The 23,510-nt window shown below is 66.9% G+C and carries 18 protein-coding genes; 11 read left to right on the top strand and 7 right to left on the bottom strand.

The features are described from left to right. Positions 1 to 244 precede the first annotated feature (244 nt). The 5 genes from EGD98_RS02190 (at position 245) to folP (ending at position 5,814) form a co-directional block, all read left to right on the top strand. Positions 245 to 820, top strand: coding sequence for an HdeD family acid-resistance protein (locus EGD98_RS02190; protein ID WP_220586712.1), 576 nt, complete (start codon positions 245 to 247; stop codon positions 818 to 820). A gap of 116 nt (positions 821 to 936) precedes the next feature. Next, positions 937 to 1,878, top strand: coding sequence for a formate/nitrite transporter family protein (locus EGD98_RS02185; protein ID WP_220586711.1), 942 nt, complete (start codon positions 937 to 939; stop codon positions 1,876 to 1,878). 39 nt (positions 1,879 to 1,917) lie between these two features. Then, positions 1,918 to 2,430: a hypothetical protein gene (locus tag EGD98_RS02180; RefSeq protein ID WP_220586710.1), complete on the top strand. Its 513-nt coding sequence runs from the start codon at positions 1,918 to 1,920 to the stop codon at positions 2,428 to 2,430. Positions 2,431 to 2,476: 46 nt separating this feature from the next. After that, positions 2,477 to 3,217: a hypothetical protein gene (locus tag EGD98_RS02175; RefSeq protein WP_220586709.1), complete on the top strand. Its 741-nt coding sequence runs from the start codon at positions 2,477 to 2,479 to the stop codon at positions 3,215 to 3,217. Between the two features lie 122 nt (positions 3,218 to 3,339). Then, entirely contained in the window at positions 3,340 to 5,814 is a 2,475-nt protein-coding gene (gene folP, locus EGD98_RS02170; protein WP_220586708.1) for a dihydropteroate synthase, read from the top strand. A 7-nt stretch (positions 5,815 to 5,821) separates the two neighbouring features. Here folP and EGD98_RS02165 read toward each other — a convergent pair whose 3' ends face one another. From EGD98_RS02165 to EGD98_RS02150, 4 genes are all read right to left on the bottom strand, one after another. Beyond that, positions 5,822 to 6,217 (bottom strand): DsrE family protein, encoded by a 396-nt coding sequence (locus EGD98_RS02165; protein ID WP_220586707.1) that lies wholly within the window; start codon positions 6,215 to 6,217, stop codon positions 5,822 to 5,824. Between the two features lie 79 nt (positions 6,218 to 6,296). After that, positions 6,297 to 8,144 carry a DEAD/DEAH box helicase gene (locus tag EGD98_RS02160; protein ID WP_220586706.1) on the bottom strand — a complete coding sequence of 616 codons (1,848 nt, stop codon included), beginning with the start codon at positions 8,142 to 8,144 and terminating at the stop codon, positions 6,297 to 6,299. 63 nt (positions 8,145 to 8,207) lie between these two features. After that, positions 8,208 to 8,522, bottom strand: coding sequence for a hypothetical protein (locus tag EGD98_RS02155; RefSeq protein ID WP_220586705.1), 315 nt, complete (start codon positions 8,520 to 8,522; stop codon positions 8,208 to 8,210). Continuing rightward, entirely contained in the window at positions 8,522 to 9,571 is a 1,050-nt protein-coding gene (locus EGD98_RS02150) for a glycosyltransferase family 4 protein (RefSeq protein ID WP_220586704.1), read from the bottom strand. Before EGD98_RS02150 ends, EGD98_RS02155 begins: the two co-directional genes overlap by 1 nt. A gap of 498 nt (positions 9,572 to 10,069) precedes the next feature. On the opposite strand from EGD98_RS02150, the gene EGD98_RS02145 reads away from it, so the two are divergent. Further along, on the top strand, positions 10,070 to 11,812 hold the full coding sequence (locus tag EGD98_RS02145; protein ID WP_220588018.1) for a S9 family peptidase: 1,743 nt from the start codon (positions 10,070 to 10,072) through the stop codon (positions 11,810 to 11,812). Between the two features lie 106 nt (positions 11,813 to 11,918). Then, complete coding sequence (locus EGD98_RS02140) at positions 11,919 to 12,404, top strand: NUDIX hydrolase (RefSeq protein WP_220586703.1); 486 nt, start codon at positions 11,919 to 11,921, stop codon at positions 12,402 to 12,404. A 212-nt stretch (positions 12,405 to 12,616) separates the two neighbouring features. Here EGD98_RS02140 and EGD98_RS02135 read toward each other — a convergent pair whose 3' ends face one another. After that, positions 12,617 to 13,675 (bottom strand): NAD(P)-dependent glycerol-1-phosphate dehydrogenase, encoded by a 1,059-nt coding sequence (locus tag EGD98_RS02135; RefSeq protein WP_220586702.1) that lies wholly within the window; start codon positions 13,673 to 13,675, stop codon positions 12,617 to 12,619. 332 nt (positions 13,676 to 14,007) lie between these two features. Between EGD98_RS02135 and EGD98_RS02130 the strand changes: the two genes are divergently transcribed. Genes EGD98_RS02130 through EGD98_RS02120 form a run of 3 tightly spaced genes read left to right on the top strand, consistent with a single transcriptional unit; the run spans position 14,008 to position 16,460 of the window. Further along, entirely contained in the window at positions 14,008 to 14,166 is a 159-nt protein-coding gene (locus EGD98_RS02130) for a hypothetical protein (RefSeq protein WP_220586701.1), read from the top strand. Then, positions 14,160 to 15,251, top strand: coding sequence for a DUF7973 family transport facilitator (locus tag EGD98_RS02125; protein WP_220586700.1), 1,092 nt, complete (start codon positions 14,160 to 14,162; stop codon positions 15,249 to 15,251). The genes EGD98_RS02130 and EGD98_RS02125 overlap by 7 nt, the downstream gene beginning before the upstream one ends. Before the next feature lie 27 nt (positions 15,252 to 15,278). Further along, positions 15,279 to 16,460 (top strand): Cdc6/Cdc18 family protein, encoded by a 1,182-nt coding sequence (locus EGD98_RS02120; RefSeq protein WP_220586699.1) that lies wholly within the window; start codon positions 15,279 to 15,281, stop codon positions 16,458 to 16,460. 119 nt (positions 16,461 to 16,579) lie between these two features. On the opposite strand, the gene gltB is transcribed toward EGD98_RS02120, so the two are convergent. Further along, positions 16,580 to 21,130, bottom strand: a complete 4,551-nt coding sequence (gene gltB / locus EGD98_RS02115; RefSeq protein WP_220586698.1) for a glutamate synthase large subunit — start codon at positions 21,128 to 21,130, stop codon at positions 16,580 to 16,582. Between the two features lie 184 nt (positions 21,131 to 21,314). After that, positions 21,315 to 21,731 carry a CBS domain-containing protein gene (locus EGD98_RS02110; protein ID WP_220586697.1) on the bottom strand — a complete coding sequence of 139 codons (417 nt, stop codon included), beginning with the start codon at positions 21,729 to 21,731 and terminating at the stop codon, positions 21,315 to 21,317. A 548-nt stretch (positions 21,732 to 22,279) separates the two neighbouring features. Between EGD98_RS02110 and EGD98_RS02105 the strand changes: the two genes are divergently transcribed. After that, positions 22,280 to 23,137, top strand: a complete 858-nt coding sequence (locus tag EGD98_RS02105; RefSeq protein ID WP_220586696.1) for a DUF7847 domain-containing protein — start codon at positions 22,280 to 22,282, stop codon at positions 23,135 to 23,137. Positions 23,138 to 23,510 lie beyond the last annotated feature (373 nt).

Below are 23,510 nucleotides of genomic sequence, written 5' to 3'. Positions count from 1 at the left end.
AAGGAGTGTCTGAAGCTCGTCAGAGCTTGCTCTGACGGTGTTTCCGGCACGACTAAGCGCTAGCGAGGGAGAGCCGGAAGCTCGGGAGACGAGCGAACGAAGCCGTCGGCCGGCGACGCCGCGCTGGCACTCAGACGGCCACAATCGGCGACGTTCAGGTTCTACGTCGGTTGTAGGTTGGTACCAACCTACACACAGCCCGAGAGTACGCTTATCCAGCCAGGAACCCCTCAGTTCTCTTACAATGGCAACAGAAGCATCATCCTCCGATTCGATGCAAGCGCAGCTACAGCAAGGCGGCGTCGTGGGCGGCGTCCTGCTGGCGATACTGGGTCTCCTCGCGCTGGTGACGCCCTTTATCACGGGACTCGCCCTCTCCATCCTGCTCGGGGCAGCGCTGGTCGTGGGGGCGCTCGTCCACGTCGCCGCGGCCTTTTCTGCCGGGTCGGCACGCGGTGTCGTCTGGCAGGTTATCCTCGGTATCGCCTACGGCCTCGTCGGCATCTCGATACTGGCCAACCCCCTGCTCGGGCTGACGACGCTGACCGTCCTGGTCATCGCCTTCTTCGCGGTCGAGGGCATCGTCCAGCTCGTCTGGGCGGTCTCCGGCGCGGGGAGCCCGCTCTGGCTCGGCCTCAGCGGCGCCATCTCGCTGCTGCTGGCCGGGATGTTGCTGGTCGGGTTCCCGGCCACCGCGCTGTGGGCCGTCGGCGTCCTCTTCGGCGTGGACCTGCTGGTCACCGGCATCTCGATGGCCATGCACGGCCGGACGCAGGAGTCGGCGACCACCGCCGAAGCACCCGCCGAGACGATGGGCTAACCCCTCCGACCGAACTTCCGTATCCCCCGACTATTTTTCCGGATAGCCAACAGGACGGGCGACGGCGGCCGGTCGCGGGCGAAAGAGCCTTCCTGTCAGTGTGTAAACTAATCTGCATGAGTGACTCCGGCCGCCAGGAGCGGCCCCACAGCGACCGCTCCGAGAGCGGCGCTCCGACCGGCGGACACACGATTCGGGACCGGTTCTCCTCGAACGAGATATTCCAGCGCATCGTGGTGGCGGCCGACGACGAGATCACGGCCCGGCCCCGGAAACTGGTCGCCGGTGGCCTCGCTGCGGGCTTTGCTATCACGGTCACGTTCCTCCTCTACGCGTCGTTGACGGCGAAAACGGACGGGGCCCCGGTCGCCAGCGCGCTGCTGTATCCGCTGGGATTTGTTTTCATCATTCTGGGCGACTACGAACTGTACACCGAGAACACGCTCCCGCCGGTGACGCTCGTCCTCGAACGCATCGCCAGCCTGCCAACGCTGGGCCGCATCTGGCTGCTGGTGCTGCTGGGGAACTTCGTCGGCGGCGCGCTGGGTGCGCTGGCCCTCTCCGCGACGGGCGTGCTCTCCTCGGCCTCGGCGACCGCTGCGGCGGGCTTTGCCACGGAGGCCATCGAGACGGCGTGGTGGACGCTGTTCATGAAAGCGGTGGTCGCCGGGCTCATCGTCGCCGGCGTCGTCTGGGTCGACTACTCGCTCCGGGACGGCATCGCCCGCATCACCATGGTCTACGTCGCCTTCCTCGCGATACCCATCGGGGACCTCTACCACGTCGTCGTCTCCTGGACGGAGATGCTGTATCTCGTCTTCGAGGGCGAGCTCGCGCTCGCGGTCGGGGTCTGGGAGTTCGTCGTTCCGGTCCTGCTGGGCAACTCTATCGGCGGGGTCCTGCTGGTGACCGTCGTCAACTACTTCCAGACGACCGAGCGCCGCGTCGCGACTGCCCGTGTGAGCAAGGTCCAGCAGCTCTCGGCGCGGGAGTGGCTGCTGGGCGGCGTCGCCGGGGACGACCGGTCCTACGTTCCCAAGCGGGAGGACCGGGAGTGAAGTCCAAACTCATTTGCGGTGACATCTTCTAGGTCGACTGTGAGCATCCTGGCCGACAACCGCCACTGGTTACTGTTCGCAGCCACGGTGCTTTCGGGGCTCTCGACTGTCGGCGTCGCCCTCGTTGGCATCCTCGCCACCGTCTCCGTGCTGGTGACCGGCGGGTCGCTGGTCCTGACCGTCGGTGCCTTCCTGCTCGGGACCCTGCTGCTCGGTGGGCTGACGCTGGTGTTTGGCGCCGCCCTCCTCTCGACGCTCGCCAGCCGCGCCGCGCCCCCGTCGCTTCCGCGGAATCAACGCGTGGCGAACGTCCTCCACGGCCTGGAAGCCGCCGTCCCACCGCTCCGGCGGCTCGGGCTGGCCGACCGGTTCGAGCCGACAGTCGAGGACCGACGGGCCAGGCTCACGCAGCGCTACGTCGACGGCGAGCTCTCCGAACACCAGTTCGAATCGGCGTTGCACGAGCTGCTCGACGAGGAGGAGCGCCGTGTCCCGGCGGTCGAAGTCGAACGGGACCGCGAACGCGACCGTGAGACAGAGCGGGAGACCTGAACGGCTAGCCTGCGGGTTTTTATCTCGCCCGCACCTCATCGTAGATATGAGCAAGTTCACGCTGTACCGGGCCGACATCGACTCGCCACGGCTCGCGCGCCTGGTCGGCAAAGTACCGGGCATCGCGGTCGGGGACGAGGAGCAGGCCGACGAGGGGCCGGCCGATGATGTGACGGCGCCGCCGGACACGGCGGCCGAGAGTGAAGACGACGGCGGGCTCCGCGAGAGAGTTCCGGTCCCGGACACCGATATCGGGGACACGAAATCGGTCGTGAAGACCTACGGGCTGCTGGGGCTTGGCGTCTCGATGGTCATGCTCGGCATCGCGACCGTCGGCATCTGGGTGTACCGCCGGCGGAAGGGCGGCGACGGCGAGTCCGAGACGCCGCCGCCGGCGACGGGCCTGGACAGAGACGGACCGACCGTGACGCCATCGACGGGCGAAACCGAGCTATCGACGTCCGGGACCTCCTCGACGTCCGACACGGAGTCATCGACGCCCTCGCCGTCGATAGTGACGCCGGACGAATCGCCCGAGCCGGAACAGGAACCGGCCGGCCGAACCGAAGGCGACCGCTCGGACGTGGAGTGGGAGACCAGAGACACGACGCCGGCGAGCGAGCGCGAGAGGGGTGGGGAACCGGACGAACAGCCCGAGCCCGAGACCCCCGACGACGAACCGCGCCCGACCGAATCGGTCGACGTCGCGCCGCTGCTGGGCGCCGCCTTCCTCGCGGTGAGCGGTGCGGTCGTCAAGTGGCTGCAGGCCGACGCGGACGAGGCGTAATACGGACTGCTGTAGCTGTGTCCCGGTGAGCGGCCCGACCCGGGGGTCGACGATATCGGGACGCGAGTACAGCAGTCCGTATAGTCCGACAGCCTAAAGCGGACGGCTACGGAACTGCGGGCATGGAGTTCCACGAGGCCGCGAACTTCCTCTTCGAGTTGCGCCGGTTCGACTCCCGGGCCGGCACTGACGCCACGCGGGCGCTGCTGTCTTCGCTGGGCGACCCACAGGAGGGGCCCAGCTGCGTGCAGATAGCCGGCTCCAACGGCAAGGGGTCGACCGCCCGGATGGTCGAGCGGGCGCTCCGAGAGGCCGGCCTCGACGTCGGCCTCTACACCTCGCCACATCTGGACGACGTCCGCGAGCGAATCAGGGTCAACGGCCGCAAGGTGCCCGAGGCCGCCGTCGTCGAGTTCGTCGAGACCGCTCGCGAGTACATCACGGGCGAGGGTTCGGCCGGCGACTCACCCACCTTCTTCGAGACGCTGACCGCCTTCGCCTTCTGGGAGTTCGACCGCCAGGACGTCGACGTGGCCGTCCTGGAGGTGGGCATCGGCGGGAAGTACGACGCCACCAGCGTCGTTTCCCCGGTCGCCAGCGCGGTGACGAGCGTCACGCTCGAACACACGCACATCCTCGGCGACACCGTCGAAGAGATAGCGACGGACAAGGCCCACGTCGCGCCGGCCGACCGGCCGCTGGTGACCGGTACGACGGGCGACGCACTCGCCGCGGTGCGCGAGCAGGCCGGCGACGTCATTACTGTGGGGGACGGAAGCGCCGGCGATAGCGGTGACGGCGACCCCGACGTGCGAGTCAGCTACGGCGGTCGCGAAGGGCTGGAGGCCGCCGTCGACATCGAGGGGCCCGACTGGGCCGTCGACACCCATCTGCCGCTGCTGGGCGAGCACCAGGCCCACAACGCGGGTATCGCCGCGACGCTCGTCGGGCAGGTCGCCGATGTCGTGGGGACCGATATCTCCCGGACACACGTCGAACGCGGGCTGCGAAACGCCCACTGGCCGGGTCGCTTCGAGGTGATGGGCGAGTCGCCGCTCGTCGTCCTCGACGGCGCCCACAACCCGGGCGGGCTCGAACGGACGATGGAGACCCTTGCCGACTTCGAGTACCACGACCTCCACGTCGTCCTGGGCGCGATGGTCGATAAGGACCACGCCGCCATCGCGACCGAACTCACAGCGGCCGACCACGTCGTCGCCTGCCGACCCAACGTGGACCGCGGGGAGTCACCCGACGTGCTGGCCGAGGCCTTACGCGGGGCGACCGACGCCGAGGTCGAGACCCGGTCGGACGTGGCCGGCGCGCTGGGAATCGCCCTCGAGGCTGCCGGGCCGGGCGACGCCGTCCTCGTGACGGGGTCGCTCTACGCCGTCCGCGAGGCCCGCACCCGCTGGGCCCGCGCGATGATACCGAAAGACGTCGATTCGATTCCCGAGGCGAAAGCCACCATCGAGGCCGCCCACGTCACGAAAGCCGGCGCCTGGCGGATGCGCGGGAAGGCCGTCCACCGCGTTCTCCGGACACGCGTCCAGCCCCGACAGGCGCAGTATCTCAAGGAGGAGCTGCTGTCGCTGGGCGGGGAGTGTGCCGTCTCCGGGCTGAACGACCAGGACGAGGAACGGGTCGACTGCGTGCTGATGGGGACGATGGCCCAGTTCAAGCGCCTCGCGGACAAGCTCGACGGCCAGCCATACGGCCTCTCGACCTTTTCGGACGAACTGCGCGAGGCACTCGACATCCAGCAGCCCGCCAGCAGCGCCGACTACCCCTGGAGCGACGGCACCGCGGTGATGGGCATCCTCAACATCACGCCCGACTCGTTCCACGACGGCGGGGAGTACAACGCAATCGAGGACGCCGTGGCCCGTGCCGAGCAGATGGTCGCCGACGGCGCGGACATCCTCGACATCGGCGGCGAGTCGACCAGACCGGGGGCCGACCCGGTTCCGGTCACCGAGGAGATAGACCGTGTCGTCCCGGTCGTCGAGGCGCTCGCTGACGTCGACGTCGCCATCTCCGTCGACACCCGGAAAGCCGAGGTGGCCCGCGCGGCCCTCGATGCCGGGGCGGACATCCTCAACGACGTGTCGGGACTCGAAGACCCGGAGATGCGACTCGTCGCTGCGGAGTACGACGTGCCCGTCGTCGTGATGCACTCCATCAACACGCCCGTCGACCCGGACAGCGACATCCACTACGACGACGTGGTCGGCGACATCATCGACGAACTGACCGAGCGCGTGTTACTGGCCGAGAAGGCGGGACTGGACCGCGAGCAGATTCTGGTCGACCCCGGCATCGGCTTCGGGAAATCGCCCGCCGAGAGCTTCGAGCTGCTCGACCGCATCGACGAGTTCCGTGCGCTTGGCTGTCCGATACTGGTCGGCCACTCCCACAAGTCTCTCTTTGGGTTCGTTGGCGAGGAACCCGGCGACTGTCTGGAGGCGACGATAGCGGGGACGACTATCGCCACGGAGCGGGGCGCCGACGTGATACGGGTCCACGACGTGGCCGAGAACGTCGCCGCGGTCAACGTCGCACAGGCGGCCCGGGACCCCGACGGGTTCGACGAGTAGCGGGGTGTTACCCGATAGTGAGCAGCTCGTAGCCATCGTCGGCCAGCCGGGCCACCGCCGGTGCGTGTGACATCTCGTCGCTGAGGAGTTCGATACCGGAGTTCTCGCAGGCCTCCGTGGCGTCGAACGCGTTCGCACAGTAGCCACAGGCCCCGGCCAGCAGGCCGAGGTCGCGAATCCGCTCCCAGTCGTGGGCGAAGGGCAGGTCGGGGTTCTCGGCGAAGGCCCCCGGCCACTTCGTGGCCTGGCCGTCGAGGAAGAGCTGTACCTCGTAGCCGGCGTCGGCGAACTCGAGCGCGTAGTTGAACGCGTTGTTGGCCACCGGTGCGTCGTCCGGTCCGGCGGCGAGCAGTATCGCGTACTTCTGTTCCGTCTCCTCGCCGGTCCCAAAGAGGGCATCCATCACTCCCATCGTGTATGGTAACCTGATATCGAAAGCACATCAACCACCCCCGGTATTGCACGCCCGGCTCACGACCGCGCTAGTCCGTGCTCGGCTCCACGGCGTGGGCCTCCTGTTCGGTGACCTGGATGCCTTTGGAGGCGAGATGGCGCATCTGCCGGCGGACGAAGTCCTCCTCGGTCGTCCCTCGCGTGGCCAGCACGACCATCCGGGCGTCGCCGGCGGGGCGCATCGTCCGGCCGGCCCGCTGGGCGCCCTGGCGTCGGGAGCCGCCCAGCCCCGACGCGACGACGGCGAGTTCGGCGTCTGGCAGGTCGATACCCTCGTCGCCCACTCTGGAGACGACCAGCGTGTCCTGCTCGCCCCGGCGGAACGCGTCGAAGAGGCGCTCGCGCTCGGCGTGGCGCGTCTCGCCGCTGATGAATGGCGCGTCGATGGCCTCGCTGATGGCCTTCCCGTCGTCGAGATACTCGACGAAGACCAGCGCCTTCGCCGCCGGGTGTTCGGCGAGCGTGTAGCGTATCTCGTCTATCTTTCCGGTATTGCCCGCTGCGGCCTGCCGGCGGTCGTGGCCCGACGTGGCGGCGTACTCCGTACGCTCGTCGTCGCTCCCCCAGGGGACCAGGCGAATCTCGACTTCGGGCTCGGCGACGTAGCCCTCGTCGAAGAGCTTCCCCCAGTCGGTGCCGATAGGCGGCCCGACGAGCGTGAAAATCTCCTCCTCGTCGTCGGACTCGCGGGTCGGCGTCGCCGTGAGTCCGAGCCGGTGTTTGGTCTGGAGGTTCGCACTGCGGCGGTAGATGGGCGCTGGTACGTGGTGGACCTCGTCGAAGACGACGAGCCCCCACTTGCGCTGGTCGAACAGCTTCCGGTGACGGTCCATCCCGGCGGTGCGGTAGGTGGCGATGGTGACGGGGCGAATCTCCTTCTCGCCACCGTGGTACTCGCCGATGTCCTCGTCGGTCAGCGTGGTGTGTCTGACCAGTTCGTCGCGCCATTGGGTCGCGAGTTCTCTCGAGGGCACCAGAATCAGCGTCTCCCCGCCGACGGCGGCCATCGCGCCCATCGCCGCCACGGTCTTGCCCGACCCCGGTGGGCCGACGAAGACGCCCGAGCCCTGCTCGGTGAACCGCTCGACCCAGTCGGCCTGGTAGTCCCGCAGGCGCAGGCGCAGTTCCATCTCCAGGGGCTCGCCGGTGGCCAGCTCGCGGTCGTCACGCACCGGGTAGCCGGCCTCGTACAGCGTGCGCTTGATTTCGGCCGTGGCGTCGGCGTCGACCCACGACTCCGAGTCGGAGATGGGCGCCCGCAACAGGTCCTCGTCGAGTTTCGGCCGGGCGACGTTGCCCATCAAGTCGTCGCTTTCGGCTTCGAGGACGACGTAGCCGTCCTCGTGGGTGTACAGCCGGAACTTCCGGGCCCGTTCCCACTGGCTCGTCACCCACTCTTCGAGGTGGGTCGACCGCTCCCCCAGCACGTCCCGCATCGTCGACAGCAGGTCCTCGAGGGTCTCGTGTGGCGCGGCCCAGATGTCGGCCTCGCGAAGCTCGTAGACGTAGCCGCCGGAGCGATTCGAGTCCTGCAGCCGGGCGAACTGCGAGAGCTGTGCACGGGTGAACTGGTCGGGGTGCTCGACGACGACCTCGCGGCGGTCCGGAAACAGAATCACTCGCTCGCGGTCGGTCACCTCCGCTACGTCGGTCGGATACCAGACCGACTCGACGCCCGAGACGTCCTGGCGCTGTATCTCGCCGTCGTCGGCCAGCGCTTCGAGGGCCTCGCGGGCTTGCTCGGGCGAGAGGTCGGTCTTGCGGGAGAGTTCCGTCGCCGTCAGATGCGGGCGGCCCACGGCGTCGATGGCGTCGTACACCGCGTCGAGTTCGACCAGGGGCTCGTCGGCAGCGTCGGCGGAGTCTTCGGCGGTCACTACGGCTGTCTGGGTCCCACAGCGCAAAACGGGTTTCGTTGCGGGGACGGAGTCCGCGGCGGGCTACTCGCGCGAGCGTTTGCGGTCGTCCAGATAGGCGACGAGTCCGAGGAGGTTCACCGCCGGCATCGTCGCGACGTGGACCCACACCCAGTCCGGGTCGTCGGACCGGCGGACGACGTCGACGTACACCGCCATCGGAATGACGAGTTCGACGAGGACGACGAGCAGGGCGACCGCGCGGGCGACGTCCGAGAGCTCGCTGAACGTCCCGCCCGGACCGACGAAGCCACGCGCCAGCCCGACGGCCAGCACCCCCAGCAGCGACGACTCGGCCAGTACGAACGCGAGCATGACTCGCTGATGGCCTTGGGACATCAGAAGAACCCACGCTCGTCGACCAGCCGTTCGTACAGCTCTGCGTACTGGCCGACGACCGCCGCGTGGTCGTACTCGGCCAGGGACTCGTCGACGGTCCGGTGGTCCATCCCCGCGGACTCGACGATTGCGTCGGCGATCTCCTGGGGCGTCGTCACGCGGAAGTCCCGGTCGCGGTGTTCGACCAGTTCGTGGGCGCTCGATTCGGCCTGGTACTCGACGACGGCGATACAGCCACAGGCCAGCGCCCACAGCAGTTCCGTCGCGAAGTGCTCGCGCCACGCCGTCTGGACGAACACGTGCGCGCCCTTGTAGATGGCCAGCCGCTGTTCACGGTCACAGGCCCCGGCGAAGGTCACCCGGTCGTCGATTCGGAGGTCGGCGGCCTCTTGCTCGTAGGTCTCGCGTTCGGGCCCGTCGCCGATTATCGTCGCCGACCACCCCTGCTGTCGGAGTTCGGCCAGCCCCAAGAACAGCGACTCGACGTTGGCGCTGTCGTCTAAGGGGTGGGCGTAGACCACGTCGACCTCCTCGGCGGGCTCGACCTCGCGCACGAGGTCCATGTCGATGCTCTCGGGGATGACCGTCGTCAGGTCGCTGTCGGCGCCGGCCTCCCAGAGCTGCGTCTGGACGAGTTCGGAGGAGGCGACGAAGTGGTCGGCGACCGATATCGCGCGGTCCGACACCGGCTCGTCGTGGTCGCCGAACCACTCGACGACCACTGGCGCCCGGGCGAGTTTGGCACCGGCGTTGGCCGCCCGCAACACCGACGACGGTGTCGGGTACGCGTGGACCACGTCGGGGCGGTACTTCGCCAGCAGCGCCGGAAGTCGCGTACAGAAGGAGGTCTCCGTGGGCTCGACGGTGACCCCGCGGTAGGTCACCTCGTCGGGCTCGAACTGCGTCGCGTTGCCGCCCCACCACTGGGCACAGAAGACCGACACCTCGTGGCCGGCCGCGGCCAGCGTCTCTGCGAGGCGCTCGAGGTGGTGTCGCCCCTCCGTGTCCCGGTGGTGACTCGTCTCCATGACGACGACCGCGACGCGCATATCCGACCCGATGATGGCGGCGCTGAAAAACCCACCCCATATCCGTGACGCAGTTGGAAACGGTGTGGTAGTAGCTGCCAGCAACTACTCGTCTGGGACCGCAAACAGCCGGAAAGCCCCGGCCAGCTGCACTCGGGAGGCTCGCTGCGCCCTTCACTTACTCCGTTCGTTCCAGTGCTTACGTCGCCTGCCTTCGTGTAGCTGGCCGCCCCTTTCAGTCCACCCATAGCCGGTTGGTCAGCCGGCATGGACGGGACTGAAAGGGGCGGCGGGCTCCGGGAAGGCGGACGAAGTAAGCACCGCAGGCCGAAGGCCGAGGAGCGCAACGAGTCCCCCGACCGGAGCCCGCCGGGGCTTTCTGGCTGTTCACATCGACAGCCGTTCACCCGAAGACACACCACCAATTTTCAGCAAAACGTTTTGCACCCCCCAGTCCTGCTAGCGAGCGTGTACGACCTCGAACGGTATCTCAACGTCCGGAGCGCCTACGGCGCGTCGATGGGGCCCGACGGCCGGCTGGCGTTCCTGTTGAACACGACCGGGGTGGGACAGATATGGACGCTCGACGAACCCGGCGGGTGGCCCGAACAGCGAACCTTCTACGACGAACCGGTCGGCTTCGTCGACTACTCGCCCACACGAGCGGAACTCGTCTTCGGCATGGACGAGGGGGGCAACGAACGCACGCAGCTGTACCGGCTCGACGACGACGGCACCGTCACCGAACTGACGGGGCTGCCCGACGCGAAACACCGCTGGGGCGGCTGGGGGCCAGAGGGGGACCACTTTGCCTTCGCCTCGAACCGCCGGGACGAGGCGGTGTTCGACGTGTACGTCCAGGCCCGCGAGGGGACCGGCGACGACGCCGAGCTGGTCTACGAGGGCGACGGCTGGTTCACCGTCAACGGCATCGCTCCCGGCGGCGAGAAGCTGGCCATCAGCGAGGCCCATTCGAGTTTCGACCAGGACGTCTACGTCCTCGATATCGAGTCGGGCGAGCGCACGCACCTGACACCACACGAGGGGTCGGTTCGCTATTCGAGCGTCTCGTGGGGGCCCGACGGCGACGCGCTGTATCTCGTTACCGACGCCGAGAGCGACACCTTAGAACTCGCGCGGCTCTCGCTGTCGGGCGAGCTCGAGGTCGTCCGCGAGGGCGGCGGGTGGAACATCGACGGCGTGTCCATCGACCAGGAGACCGGCCGGCTCGCCTACTCCCGGAACATCGAGGGGTACAACGAACTCAACGTCGGCGAGCTCGTCGGGCCGACGACGGTCTCGGAGTTCCCGATGCCGGACCTGCCGGGCGGGCTGGCCGGCGGCGTGGCCTGGGGTCCCGACGCCGACCGCTTCGCTGTGAGCGTCACCGGGCGCACCGTCAACACGAACGTCTTCGTCGTGGAGACGGCGACGGGCGACGCCGACCGGTGGACCAACGCCGCGACGGCGGGCATCCCGCGGGAGACCTTCGTCGAGCCCGAGGTCGTCCGGTTCGAGAGCTTCGACGGGCGGTCGATTCCGGCCCTCTTTTCGCTGCCGCCCGAGGCCGGCGAGGACGAGTCGACACCGGTCATCGTCGACATCCACGGCGGCCCCGAGAGCCAGCGTCGGCCCTCCTTCGCCGGGCTCACACAGTATTTCCTCTCGCGGGGGTACGCCGTACTGGAGCCCAACGTCCGGGGCTCGACGGGGTACGGGAAGGCCTACACGCATCTCGACGACGTCGAGAAGCGGATGGACTCGGTGAAGGACTTGCGAGCAGGTGCCGAGTGGCTCCACGACCACCCCGCCGTCGACCCCGAGCGCATCGTCGCGATGGGTGGCTCCTACGGCGGGTTCATGGTGCTCGCGGCGCTGACAGAGTACCCCGACCTCTGGGCGGCCGGCGTCGACGTGGTCGGTATCGCGAACTTCGTCACCTTCCTCGAGAACACGGGCGAGTGGCGCCGCGAACTGCGGGAGGCCGAGTACGGTTCGCTCGCCGAGGACCGCGACTTTCTCGAATCCATCTCGCCCATCAACCGGGCCGACCGCATCACGGCGCCGCTGTTCGTCCTCCACGGCGCGAACGACCCGCGAGTCCCGGTCGGCGAGGCCGAGCAAATCGCTGCGGAGGTCGAGTCCCACGGGGTCCCCGTCGAGCTGAAAATCTTCGACGACGAGGGCCACGGCATCAGCAAACTGGAGAACCGAATCGAGGCCTACACTCGCGTCGTCGACTTCCTCGACGAGCACGTATAGACCGAAGCCCCAAACCCGAATCAGCGCCGCTAACAGCCGTATAGGGCGTTTTCAGAGGAAGAAAACGAGTGGCTGGGTTTATACGGGAGCGTGGTGACCAACTGGCATGGACGTAGCCAGCCGTTCTCGGTCACGAGTCGAGGAGCGGTTGACTCGACTCGAGGAGGAGTTCGGCACGCCGGAGGTCACGCAGACGACCTTCGAGGTGGGGGAACAGCGGTACCAGCGGTCGCTCGAACGGTCACGCGACGGACAGCTCGACGTTCGGGCGGTGGTCAGAGACGACGACGGCGCTGTGCTGGTACGGGAGGGCGACGGGGAGTGGGTGGTCCCGCGGGGCCAGACCCGACCCGACGAACGCCTCGGGGAAGCGGTCAGGCGCATCGTCAGGGATGCCGCCGACGTGGACTGTCGGGTGACCGACGCCGTCAGCGCCAACATCCACGGCATCCGCAACGAGGACGACGAGTCCGCGTCGACGGTGTACCGACTGAGCGTCGTGTTCACCGCGGAAATCGTCGACTCGTCGGAGCCCAGCGGGGAGTCGGTGCGCTGGGACGCCGAGGCCGAGGCTATCAGCGAACTCGTGTAGCCGCGGTCGCTACTGCTCCGCGACCTCGCTACTGCTCTGTGGCTCACTGCGTTCGCCGCTTCGAGGAGTCGAGCGCAGCGAGATTCCTCGCTACTACTCCACGGCTCGTTTCACTCCCCGTTCCGTTTCGAGACCTCCCTACGGTCGGTCTCGCTACTGCTCCGCGGGTCACTCCGTTCCCCGCGTCGCCTCGAGGTCGCTTCGCGACCTCGCTATACCACGCCCGTCACTGTCGCCGCCTCGATGGCCGCTTCTTCGCTCATCCCGTCGCCCAGTATCGTGTAGCGGTCCCGAATCTCGTGGGCCGTCGTCAGCGCCTCGATGACGGTGTCGCGGTCGATGTCGAGCTCCGCCGCCGTCGTCGGGGCACCGATAGCCGCGAGCGCGTCGCGAACGTCGCGCCAGCGACCCTGCGGGCCGGTGTGGAGGTACTCGGTCATGACGGCGCCGACGCCGACCTGGTGGCCGTGTAGCGCCGCGCCCGGCGCGATTCGGTCGAGCTGGTGGGAAAAGAGGTGTTCCGCGCCGCTGGCTGGCCGGGAGGAGCCGGCAATAGACATCGCGACGCCGGAGGAGACGAGCGCTTTCACCACAATCCAGGACGACTCCTCTAAGTTGCGTTTGATGGAGTCGGCGTTCTCGACCAGCATCTCGGCGGTCATCTGTGAGAGTGCGCCAGCGTACTCGGAGTAGGGGACGTTCTTCAGCCGGTGAGCCAGCTCCCAGTCGCGGACGGCGGTGTAGTTCGAGATGATATCGGCACAGCCAGCCGTCGTCAGTCGCCAGGGGGCCTGTGCGAGAATCTCGGTGTCCGCGACGACCGCCAGCGGCGGTTCGGCGGCGACGCTGTGGCGGGTGTCTTTCTCGGGGACCGACCCACGACCCGAGACGATACCGTCGTGGCTGGCCGCCGTGGGAACGGAGACAAAGCCCTTGCCGATGTGGTCGGCGGCCATCTTCGTGATGTCGATGGCCTTCCCGCCGCCGACACCCAGCAGGAAGCCGGCGTCGACTTCTTCGGCGTGTGCGATGACCTCCTGGACGGCGTCGAAGCTGGCCTCCTCGATGATGATGTGGTCCGGGTCGTAGCCGGCGTCGGCGAACTGGTCGATGACACGCTGGCCGGCGACCTCGTGGGGCGTCGGGCTGGAGACCACCAGCGGCCGCCCGGTGAGGTGGAGCTCCTCGACGGCGTCCAGTGTCTCCGAGAGGACGCCGTGGCCCACCACGACGTTTCGCGGCAGGCGTATCCACGTCGATTTGTCGAACATACTCCCACTCCTCGCCGTGATGGGAAAACGGTTTGTCCTCATACTGCCGGCTGTACGTTCGTGAAAATATTCCCCACCCCCTGGTGGCGAATTATTTGAGTTTGTTACAGCCGGTAGTATCAGCCGATGGGGCCAGACATATTGGTAAGCATGAAATTCACTAATACTGATAAGTTTTATGTGATTTTATCGTGCTAGTTACTGACGCAACGGCAGCGTCGATAAACGACCGCTCATGCGGTCCGTTGTGACGATTTGCCGCTCCGACCGCACGACTGCGTGCAGTCGAGGCGGCACAGACGTACAACCGACTGTCTCACCAGACTGAAACCATGGCTGGCAAACACACGCGACAGACCGCTGGTGAATCGGCATTCGACCACTACGACCCCGGCGACCGAGACGGGGAGGGCCACCGAGCGCCGCCAATCCGGGCACCACCCCGTGCTGGGGCGGGCCTGACCGAGCCGGGAGGTGACCGACGATGGTAGGGAGTGTTCTCCAGGTTCCGATTCTCGGCATCAGTGTCGTGGAGTTTCTCGTCCTCCTCATCGCCTCCTTCGCCGGCGGTGCGTTCGGCGCCGCGCTCGGGGCACTGCCCGCGTTCATCTTCACCGGCTTCATGGTCATCGCCGGGGAGGCCATCAACATCCTGACGGCACAGCTCGGCGCCGTCGCGGGGATTCCCACCGGCGACGTCGCCCCGAACGTCACCGGGCTGGTCGCCTTCGGCCCCGTCTTCGGCCCGCACATCGCCTTCGCCGGTGGGGCCGCGGCGACCGCCTACGCCGCGAAGAAAGGGAAGATGGACACCGGCTTCGACTACCACGAGGGGAAGAACATCCTCTACGCGTTCGGGACGGAGCCGGACATCCTCCTCGTCGGCGGCGTCTTCGGCATCCTCGGGATGTTCATCCGGCAGATATCCGCCGGATTGCTGCTCCCCTGGGACCCCATCGCGATGGGTGTCACGCTCTCGGCCGTCGCCCACCGACTCGCTTTCGGCTTCCCGCTCGTGGGCGAGGCCCGCGGTGACGGCCTCTTCGACATGAGCCCGTTCGCCCGCGGCGATATGCGGACCTCGGCAACGGGCGGCGACGTCGCGGCCGACGGCGGCGTCGAGGAGAGCCGACTCGCCGTCGAGCCGTGGCTCCCCCACCAGTACAAGTGGTCCGGTGTCGCCCTGCTCGGGCTGGCCGTCGGTATCCTGGGTGCGTACATCGCCCTGGTGACCGAGAGCTTCTTCCTCGGCTTCGGCATCAGTGCGGCCTCGCTGCTGTTCCTGAACCTGGGCGTCGAGAAGATACCGGTCACCCACCACATTACACTCCCGTCGAGTACGGCGGCCCTGATACTCGGGACCGGCGGTGACGCCCTCGTGGCGCTGCTCGTCGGTGCCATCTTCGGTATCTACGGTGCGCTGGCGGGCGAGGTACACCAGCGCATCTTCTACGCCCACAGCGACACCCACTGGGACCCGCCGGCGGCCTCTATCGTCGTGACGACGTTCACCATCGCTGTCCTGGCGCTTCTGGGTATCTTCCCGGACAGCGGCTGGGTGCCCCTGCCGGTGTAACCTCTCCCGGCGTTTCCGACGGGTATCATGGACATCGAAGCGATGATACGGCGGCGCCAGCGACAGGACGACGAGTCCCGACTGGTCGAGGAGTACGAACCGCTCTCGCCGGCGACACACGTCGAGGAACCGACCGACAGGGGCCGGCTCCTCGAACGCCTGCTCGACCACGTCGACCCGGTGTTCGACGGACACCTGCCCCCACACGGCTACCTCTACGGGCCGAAAGGGGCCGGCAAGTCAGCCGTGGTGACGGCGCTGTTCGCCCAGCTCGAACGCCTGACAGACGACCCGACCACCGCGATCTACACCACGACCCGGGTCAGGCCCACGCGGCTGGTTCGTTTCGTCTACGTGGACACGCGACGCCACACCAGCGAGTTCGCCTTCTTCCACACGCTGCTCGATGCCATCACCGACGAGCCCATCCCCCGCCACGGCATCAGTACCGAGACCCTCCGGTCGCGCCTCCACCGACAGCTAAATACGACCGGCGCCGGCCTCTTGCTGGCCGTCGACCACGTCGGCGAGCCCGGGAGCACGGCCGCCGAGGCGCTCGTCGACCGCTTTTCGGCCCTTCCCAGCAGCGTCAGCTGGCTCGCCGTCGGCCGGACCGACCCCGCGGAGACGATGCTCACAGACTACACGGCGGCCGCGATACGCGTCGCCCCGTACCGACACCACGTCCTGGTCGACCTCCTCCTGCGCCGGGCCACCAGTGCGCTCGACAGCGGCGCGCTGGACGAGGACGCGGCCGTCACCGTCGCCGACTGGGCCAGCGGCGACGCCCACGACGCGCTCACGGCGCTGTTCGTCGCGACCGACCGGGCCGCCAGAGCGGACCACCGAACCATCACCGACCGCGACATCGCTGCCGCCTTCGAGGCGGTCCCCCCGGACTGTGTCGCACTCGGCCGGGTCTTTGCCCTCCCGGAGAACAAACAGACCGTCCTGCGTGCACTGGTCGACCTCGACCCGGCCGACCGCGAGAGCGTCACCGTCGCGACGACCGCCGTCGCCGACCTGACCGACCTGGCCGAGGGCACCATCAAGCGGTATCTCTACGAGCTGGCCGCGGTCGGCATCGTCGACCGGGTGCAGGCCCCCGAGAACGGCGAGAGCGGACGCCCACCGAGTCGACTCGAACCGAAGTTCCCACCGACCGTGTTTCGTCGGCTCTACGACCTAGAGGTAGGGAAGGACCGCTGAACTGAGAGTCGAGGTGTCCGCGAGCGAGTCGAGAGCACTGCCGACGATGCGAACCACTGGCGTTGCAACCACCGAACACTGTCGGCCAGAATCCGAAAAAATCAGTCCGCGAGGCCCGACTAGTCGTCCGAGGAGGCCGCAAAGTCCGCCTCGGTCGCGTCGGCCGTCGGCGTAGCCGCCGCGGGCGGTTCGTTGCGTACGTCGTCCCGTTCACGGTCGCTGATGACCTCCGCGTAGGCGTCGGGCATCACCATCGTGAAGTTCGACAGCTCCTCGTCCCAGTCCTCGAGCAATGCCTTCGCGCGCTCGGAGTCGGTGTAGGCGGCGTGGTTCTCGACCAGACGGGTGATCATCCCGCGGTCTTTCGCCTCTAAGCTCTCGCGGATGGAGACCATTCCAGTATTCGCTTGCTCGGCGAACGTGCCGTCGGGGTCGTAGACGTAGGCGACGCCGCCGGACATCCCGGCCGCGAAGTTCTTGCCCGTCTCGCCCAGCACGACGATGGCGCCGCCGGTCATGTACTCACAGCCGTGGTCGCCGACGCCCTCGACGACGCCTTTGACGCCGGAGTTGCGCACCGCGAAGCGCTCGCCGGCCTGGCCGTTGACGTAGGCCTCGCCCTGGGTCGCGCCGTACAGCGCGACGTTGCCGATGACGATGTTGTCGGCGGCGTCGTAGGGCGTCTCGGTGGGCGTGTTGATGATGAGCTTCCCGCCGGAGAGCCCCTTGCCGACGTAGTCGTTGCCGGTGCCGGTCAGCTCCATGGTGACGCCCTGTGCGAGGAAGGCGCCGAAGGACTGGCCGGCGGTGCCGTCGAAGTCCACCCGGATGGTGTCATCGGGCAGCCCGTCGCCGCCGTGTTCGCGACAGATGCGGTTCGACAGCGTGGCACCGACCGCGCGGTGGACGTTGTTGATTTCGGTGTCGATGGCGACCGGTTCGCCGTCCTCGATAGCGGCTTCGGCCGCGTCGATGAGCTCCCAGTCGAGTTGCTCGTCGACGTCGTGGTCCTGTTCGCGCTGCTTGTAGCGGCCGTCGTCGCCCGCGGGTTCGGCGATGACGGAGGACAGGTCGAGCTTCTTGGCCTTTGGCTGTGTGACGTCGTCGCGCTGTTCGAGCACGCTGGCCTTGCCGATCATCTCGTCGACCGTCTCGAAGCCCAGATCGGCCATAATCTCGCGCAGCTCCTGAGCGACGAACGTCATGTAGTTGATGACGTGTTCGGGCTCACCCGGGAACCGGCTGCGGAGGTTCTCGTTCTGGGTCGCGACGCCGACCGGACAGGTGTTCTCGTGGCACTGACGGGCCATCACACAGCCCGAGGTAACCATCGAAGCGGTCCCGAAGGCATAGCCCTCGGAGCCAAGCAGGGCGGCGACGGCCACGTCGCGGCCGGTCTTCATGCCGCCGTCGGAGTGGACCTCGATGCGCGAGCGCAGGCCGGTCGCGCGCAGCATCTGGTTTGCCTCCGCCACGCCGAGCTCCCAGGGGAGGCCGGCGTTCTTGATGGAGGTCTTTGGCGAGGCCCCGGTCCCGCCGTCGTGGCCCGAGATGTGGACCACGTCGGCGTTGGCCTTGGCGACGCCGGCCGCGACGGTGCCGATACCGTCCTCGGCGACCAGCTTGACGTTGATGTCGGCCTCCGGATTCGCGGCTTTGAGGTCGTGGATGAGCTGTTTCAGGTCCTCGATGGAGTAGATGTCGTGCAGCGGCGGCGGCGAGATGAGGCCGACACCCGGCGTCGCGTACCGGACGTGGGCGATCATCTCGTTGACCTTCTTGCCGGGCAGGTGGCCACCTTCACCGGGTTTCGAGCCCTGGGCCATCTTGATCTGAATCTCCTCGGCCTCCGAGAGATAATCGGAGGTGACGCCAAAGCGACCGGAGGCGACCTGCTTGGTCTTGCACTCCTTCTCCGTGCCGAAGCGCTCGGGCGGTTCGCCGCCCTCGCCGGTGTTGGCGTTGGCGCCCAGGCGGTTCATCGCGATGGCGTTGTTCTCGTGCATCTCGGGCGAGAGCGAGCCAAGCGACATCGCGGCGGTCTCGAAGCGTTCGACGATCTCCTCGATAGGCTCGACGTCCTCGATGTCGATGGACTCCCGTCCCGAGTCCATCTCCAGCAGGCCACGCAAGGTCTGGAGCTGCTCGTTCTGGTCGTTGATGAGCTCGGCGAACTCCTTGTAGATGGAGTAGTCGCCCATGCGGACGGCCTGTTGAATCTTGCCGACCGTGTTGGGGTTCCACTGGTGGTGGATGCCGTTCGAACGGAACTCGTACTCGCCCTGGCGGGGAATCTCCGGTTCCTCCTCGCTCCAGGCCACGTCGTGGCGCTGCAGCAGGTCCTCCTCGATTTCCGACAGGCCGATACCCTCGGTCCGGCAGGTGGTCCCCTCGAAGTACTCCGCGATGAAGTCCGAGGAGAGACCCACAGCCTCGAATATCTGGGCCCCCTGGTAGGATTCGACCGTGGAGATTCCCATCTTGGCCATCGTCTTCAGGAGACCGTCCTCGACGGCCGTGATGTAGGCGTCGATGGCCTTGTCCAGGTCCGCGCCGTCGGGTCCGGCGACGAGGTCCTCGATAGTCTGGTACGATAGGTAGGGGTTGACCGCGCCCGCGCCGTAGCCGATGAGCGTCGCGAAGTGGTGTACGGCACGCGGGTCGCCGGACTCCAGTACCAGCCCGACGTGGTTGCGCAGGCCGTTGCGAACGAGGTGGTGGTGGATGCCACCGACCGCGAGCAAGGAGGGGATGGGGACGCGGTCTTCGCCGGCCGCGCGGTCCGAGAGGACGATGATGTCGTCCTCCTTGGCGGCGGCGGAGGCCTCGCTACGGACGTCTTCGACGGCCTCGCGGAGGTCGGTGCCGCGCTCGTAGGTGATGTCGACGACCGTCGTCGACATACCGTTCTCGTCCAGGTTCTTGATGGACTCCGTCTCCTCGTCGGTGAGGATGGGTGAGTCGAGCACTAACTGGCGGGCGTGTGCCTGGCTCTCGTCGAGCAGGTTGCGCTGGTGGCCCAGCCGCGATTCGAGCGAGGTGACCAGTTCCTCGCGGATGTAGTCAAGCGGCGGGTTGGTCACCTGTGCGAACAGCTGCTTGAAGTAGGTAAACAGCGGCCGGTTGAACTGCGAGAGTACCGACAGCGGCGTGTCGTCGCCCATGGAGCCGACGGGGTCTTTCCCCTTCTCGGCCATCGGCTCGATGAGGTGGTCGACCTCGTCGTAGGTGTAGCCGTACATCGCCTGCTGGCTGCGGAGGCCGCCGACGCTGTCCTGTGGCGTGTTGTCCTCGCGGGCAGCGACGTCGTCGAGGTGGAGCTGTTCGGCCTCGACCCACTCCCCGTACTTGTCGTCGGCGATGGAGTCGAACACTTCGGCGTCGGGGATGACCCGGCCCTCCTCGGGGTCGGCCAGGAAACACTGGCCCGGCTGGAGTCGGCCGCGCTCGGCGATATCGCTGGGGTCTGACTCCAGGGCGCCGGCCTCGGAGGACATAACGAGCGTGTTGTCTTCGAGGATATCGTACCGGCACGGGCGCAGGCCGTTGCGGTCCAGCACCGCGCCGATGCGCTCGCCGTCGGTAGCGGCCACGAGCGCGGGGCCGTCCCACGGCTCGACCAGCGAGGCGTGGTAGTCATAGAAGTCACGGCGGTCGCCGGAGACGTTGTTCATCTCGCCGCGCCACGCCTCGGGGATGAGCATCCGGAGCGCGTGGGGGAGGTCCCGACCGCCCTGAAGCAGGAGTTCCAGCGCGTTGTCGACGCTGGCGGTGTCGGACTGGGACGGGTCGTCGATGATGGGTTTGATCCGCTCGATGTCGCCACCAAAGGAGTCGCTCGCGATGTCGGTCTCGCGTGCGCGCATCCAGTTGATGTTCCCCTGAATGGTGTTGAACTCGCCGTTGTGGATGACCCGGCGGTACGGGTGTGCGAGGTGCCACGCGCCCAGCGTGTTCGTCGAGAACCGCGCGTGGACCATCGCGAAGGTGGACTCGAAACGCTCGTCGGAGAGGTCCGGATAGTAGCCCGGCAGTTGCTCGGCCTTGAGCAGTCCCTTGTAGACGACGACGTCAGAGGCCAGCGAGACGATGTAGAAGCGGTCGTGGCCCGGTGGCTGCTCTTCTTCGACCGTGTTTTCGAGGACGCGTCGGCCGACGTAGAGCTTGTTGTCCAGGTCCTCGCCGGTCGCGCCGTCCTCGGCGGTGACGACGAACTGGACGATCTCCGGTTCGGATTCCAGCGCCGTCGCGCCCAGGTCGCTGTTGTCTGTCGGGACGGTACGCCAGCCGAGCACGTCGAGTCCCTCGCCGGCGAGTTCCGTCTCGACGAGGGCTTTCAGGTCCTCGCGGGCCTCGTCTTCGGGTGGCAGAAAGAGGGTGCCGACCGCGTACGCGCCCGGTTCGGGGAGGTCAGCGTCGATTTCCTCGGTGAAGAACTCGTGGGGAATCTGGAGCATGATACCCGCGCCGTCGCCGGTCCCCTTCTCCGCGCCGGTGGTCCCCCGGTGTTCGAGATTCTCCAGCAGTTCGAGCCCGTCGGAGACGGTGCCGTGGTCGCTCTCGCCGTCGAGGTCCATGACGACCCCGACGCCGCAGTTCGACCGTTCGTCAGTCGGGTCTGCGAGCCCGGCCTCGCCCACAGACTGGTCACTGATGTGTCGCTCAACCATGTGTGCGCGTGTCTAGAGGCGACTCCCATAAGAGGATGTTCATCAAGGGACTAGTGTTCCTAATCCCCCCATTAGGGGATATATATTGTCCACAATCAAGCGCGCTGTATAGCGATTGACGTGACTGACGGAGTGGGTCCCCGACTGTCGGTCGGCGTCAAATTTGCCGCCCCGAACCGTCGATTCAGGTCCACGCGCGGGGGGACTCGGAGTCCACGGCCCCCGCGAGATACGCCGTCAGGTCCGTCGTCGTCACCATCCCCACGACGCCCGCCGTCTCGTCGACGACGGGGACGTGGTGGATGCCGTGTTCGATGAGCAGGTCCGCGACGGCCTGGATGGAGGCGCCGGCCGTCGTGGTCACCACCTCAGTCGTCATGTGGTCGGCCACCGAGAAGGCCCCGGCGGACTCGTCGGCGGCCGCGATGGCGACGAAGTCGGTGGACGTGAGGATGCCGACCAGCTTGTCGTCCTCGTCCACGACGACAGCGGAGCTAATCCCCTGCTCGAGCATCAGTGCGGCTGCGTCCTTCGCCGGCGTGTCCGCCGGGACGGTCGTTACAGGCGAAGTCATCAGGCTGCCAACAAATATATCGTCCATGGTCTTCAGTCACATACACGTCTCAATAAACTTGTTGTTAGCAGTGCCCACACCACTACCGGAGACGGCCGATACCTACCGAACTCACTGGAGTATGAACGGTCGCATAGATGTGTCACTCGTGGGAGAAAAAGCGCCGCTGTCTGCCGGTTGTCAGCCTCGAGTCTGACGCCGATTTATATAGAGTGACGAGAGACTCATCCATGGGGGCATGGAGAAAGTCACACGCTCCCTAAGCCCCATCCTATCCTTCAGCGGGCATTTTCACAGTCTGAGAGTGCTAGCACGGTTACAGGTGTGGTAAAGTAGTACTACCGCGTATCGAAGCGTATTCAGATGCCAGAGAAAGCAAGCACAACAGATAGAAACGCGGATGCGATAGACGCGGCCGACCCGTTCACCGACGGGGACGTCACCGGGATACTCGATGCTGCGTGGACCGACCTCACGTCGTGAGTGGCCCGTCGAGTCAGCCGGCCCCGTCGCCCGAGTAGTGCGATTGTTTCTATAATAAAAAGGCGTATATAAACGGTCGCGTAGATTGGACCATGAACGAGCGAGTCCACCGCCAGAACGCCATCGAGACGCTCACCACCGCAGCGGGGTGGCTCCCGAAGGCCCCCGCACTCGCCGGGCTCTTCCTTATTGTCGCCCTCGTCAGCGCGGCCGGCCAGTTGAACGCCCTCGTCTCGCTTCTCGGGTCGCTGCTGTCGCTGATCGCCAGCGGCGTCGCGTTCCGGACGGCGGACGACCTGGCCGCCGGGCGGTCGCCGGCGGTCGCCGACCACATCGGGACCGTCGTCCGGCGGACGCCGACACTGGTCGGTATCGGTATCGTCGCCGCCATCGCGACGGTCGTTGGCCTCGTCTTCTTCGTCATCCCGGGCATCTACATCGCACTCCGACTCGGGCTCTCGGGGGCGGCCTGCGTCGTCGACGACCTCGGCGTGAGCGACAGTCTCTCGACGAGCTGGGAGGTCGCCGAGGGGAACCTCCTGAAGCTGTTCGGTATCCATCTGGTGACGGGTATCGTGGGCGGAACCGTCCTCGGGGTTTTGCTGTTTACCCTCGCCAGTCCTGTGGCCTTGCTCGTGAACGACCGGGAGGCCCTGTTCACGGTCTTCCTCGGACTGGCACCGTTCAGTGCAGTGTTGCGGCCGATAACTAGCCTGGCCGTCAGTCGTGTCTACCTGGAGAACCGGGGCGAGGACGACGAGGAGAACCTCACGACACAGCCCGGCGACGACGACTGGCGGGAAGACGACCCCTGGCAGGGCGACGACGCCGCACTCGACGGGCCGTCGACCGCCGACACGAGCGATGTATCCACCGAGTCAGACGACCAGACCGACGCCGATGGGAGCGACGACGACCCGGCCGGCAGCTGGCCGGACGAGAACCGATAGTCGCTCAGTAGCTCTTGGGCCGACCTTTGTCTGTCGTTCGAGAGAGCTTTGCTCTCTCGTGATGTATCCAGAGATCAAAGATCTCTGGCTGCTAACCAGAACACTGTGTGTTCTGGTGATGTCGTCAGAACTCGGAGAGTTCTGACTGCAAGCGGGAAATCTCCGATTTCCCGCAATGACGGAAGACCTCCGGTCTTCCGAACCACGTCGGGTCGCCACTGGCGATCACTCCTTGAAAAACGCCCGCAGAAATCTTCGATTTCTGCTGGCCTCGCAAGCGCTTCGCGCTTGCGAACGTCGGTCGCACTCGCACAGCGAGTGCGAGCACGGGAGAGCGTTGCTCTCCCGGCGATGAAAAAGGCCGAATCCTCAC

This window comes from Haloarcula salinisoli (genome assembly GCF_019599405.1).
Taxonomy (GTDB): domain Archaea; phylum Halobacteriota; class Halobacteria; order Halobacteriales; family Haloarculaceae; genus Haloarcula; species Haloarcula salinisoli.
The sequence above is the reverse complement of the archived record's forward strand: the minus strand, read 5'-3'. Positions and strand labels throughout refer to the sequence as shown.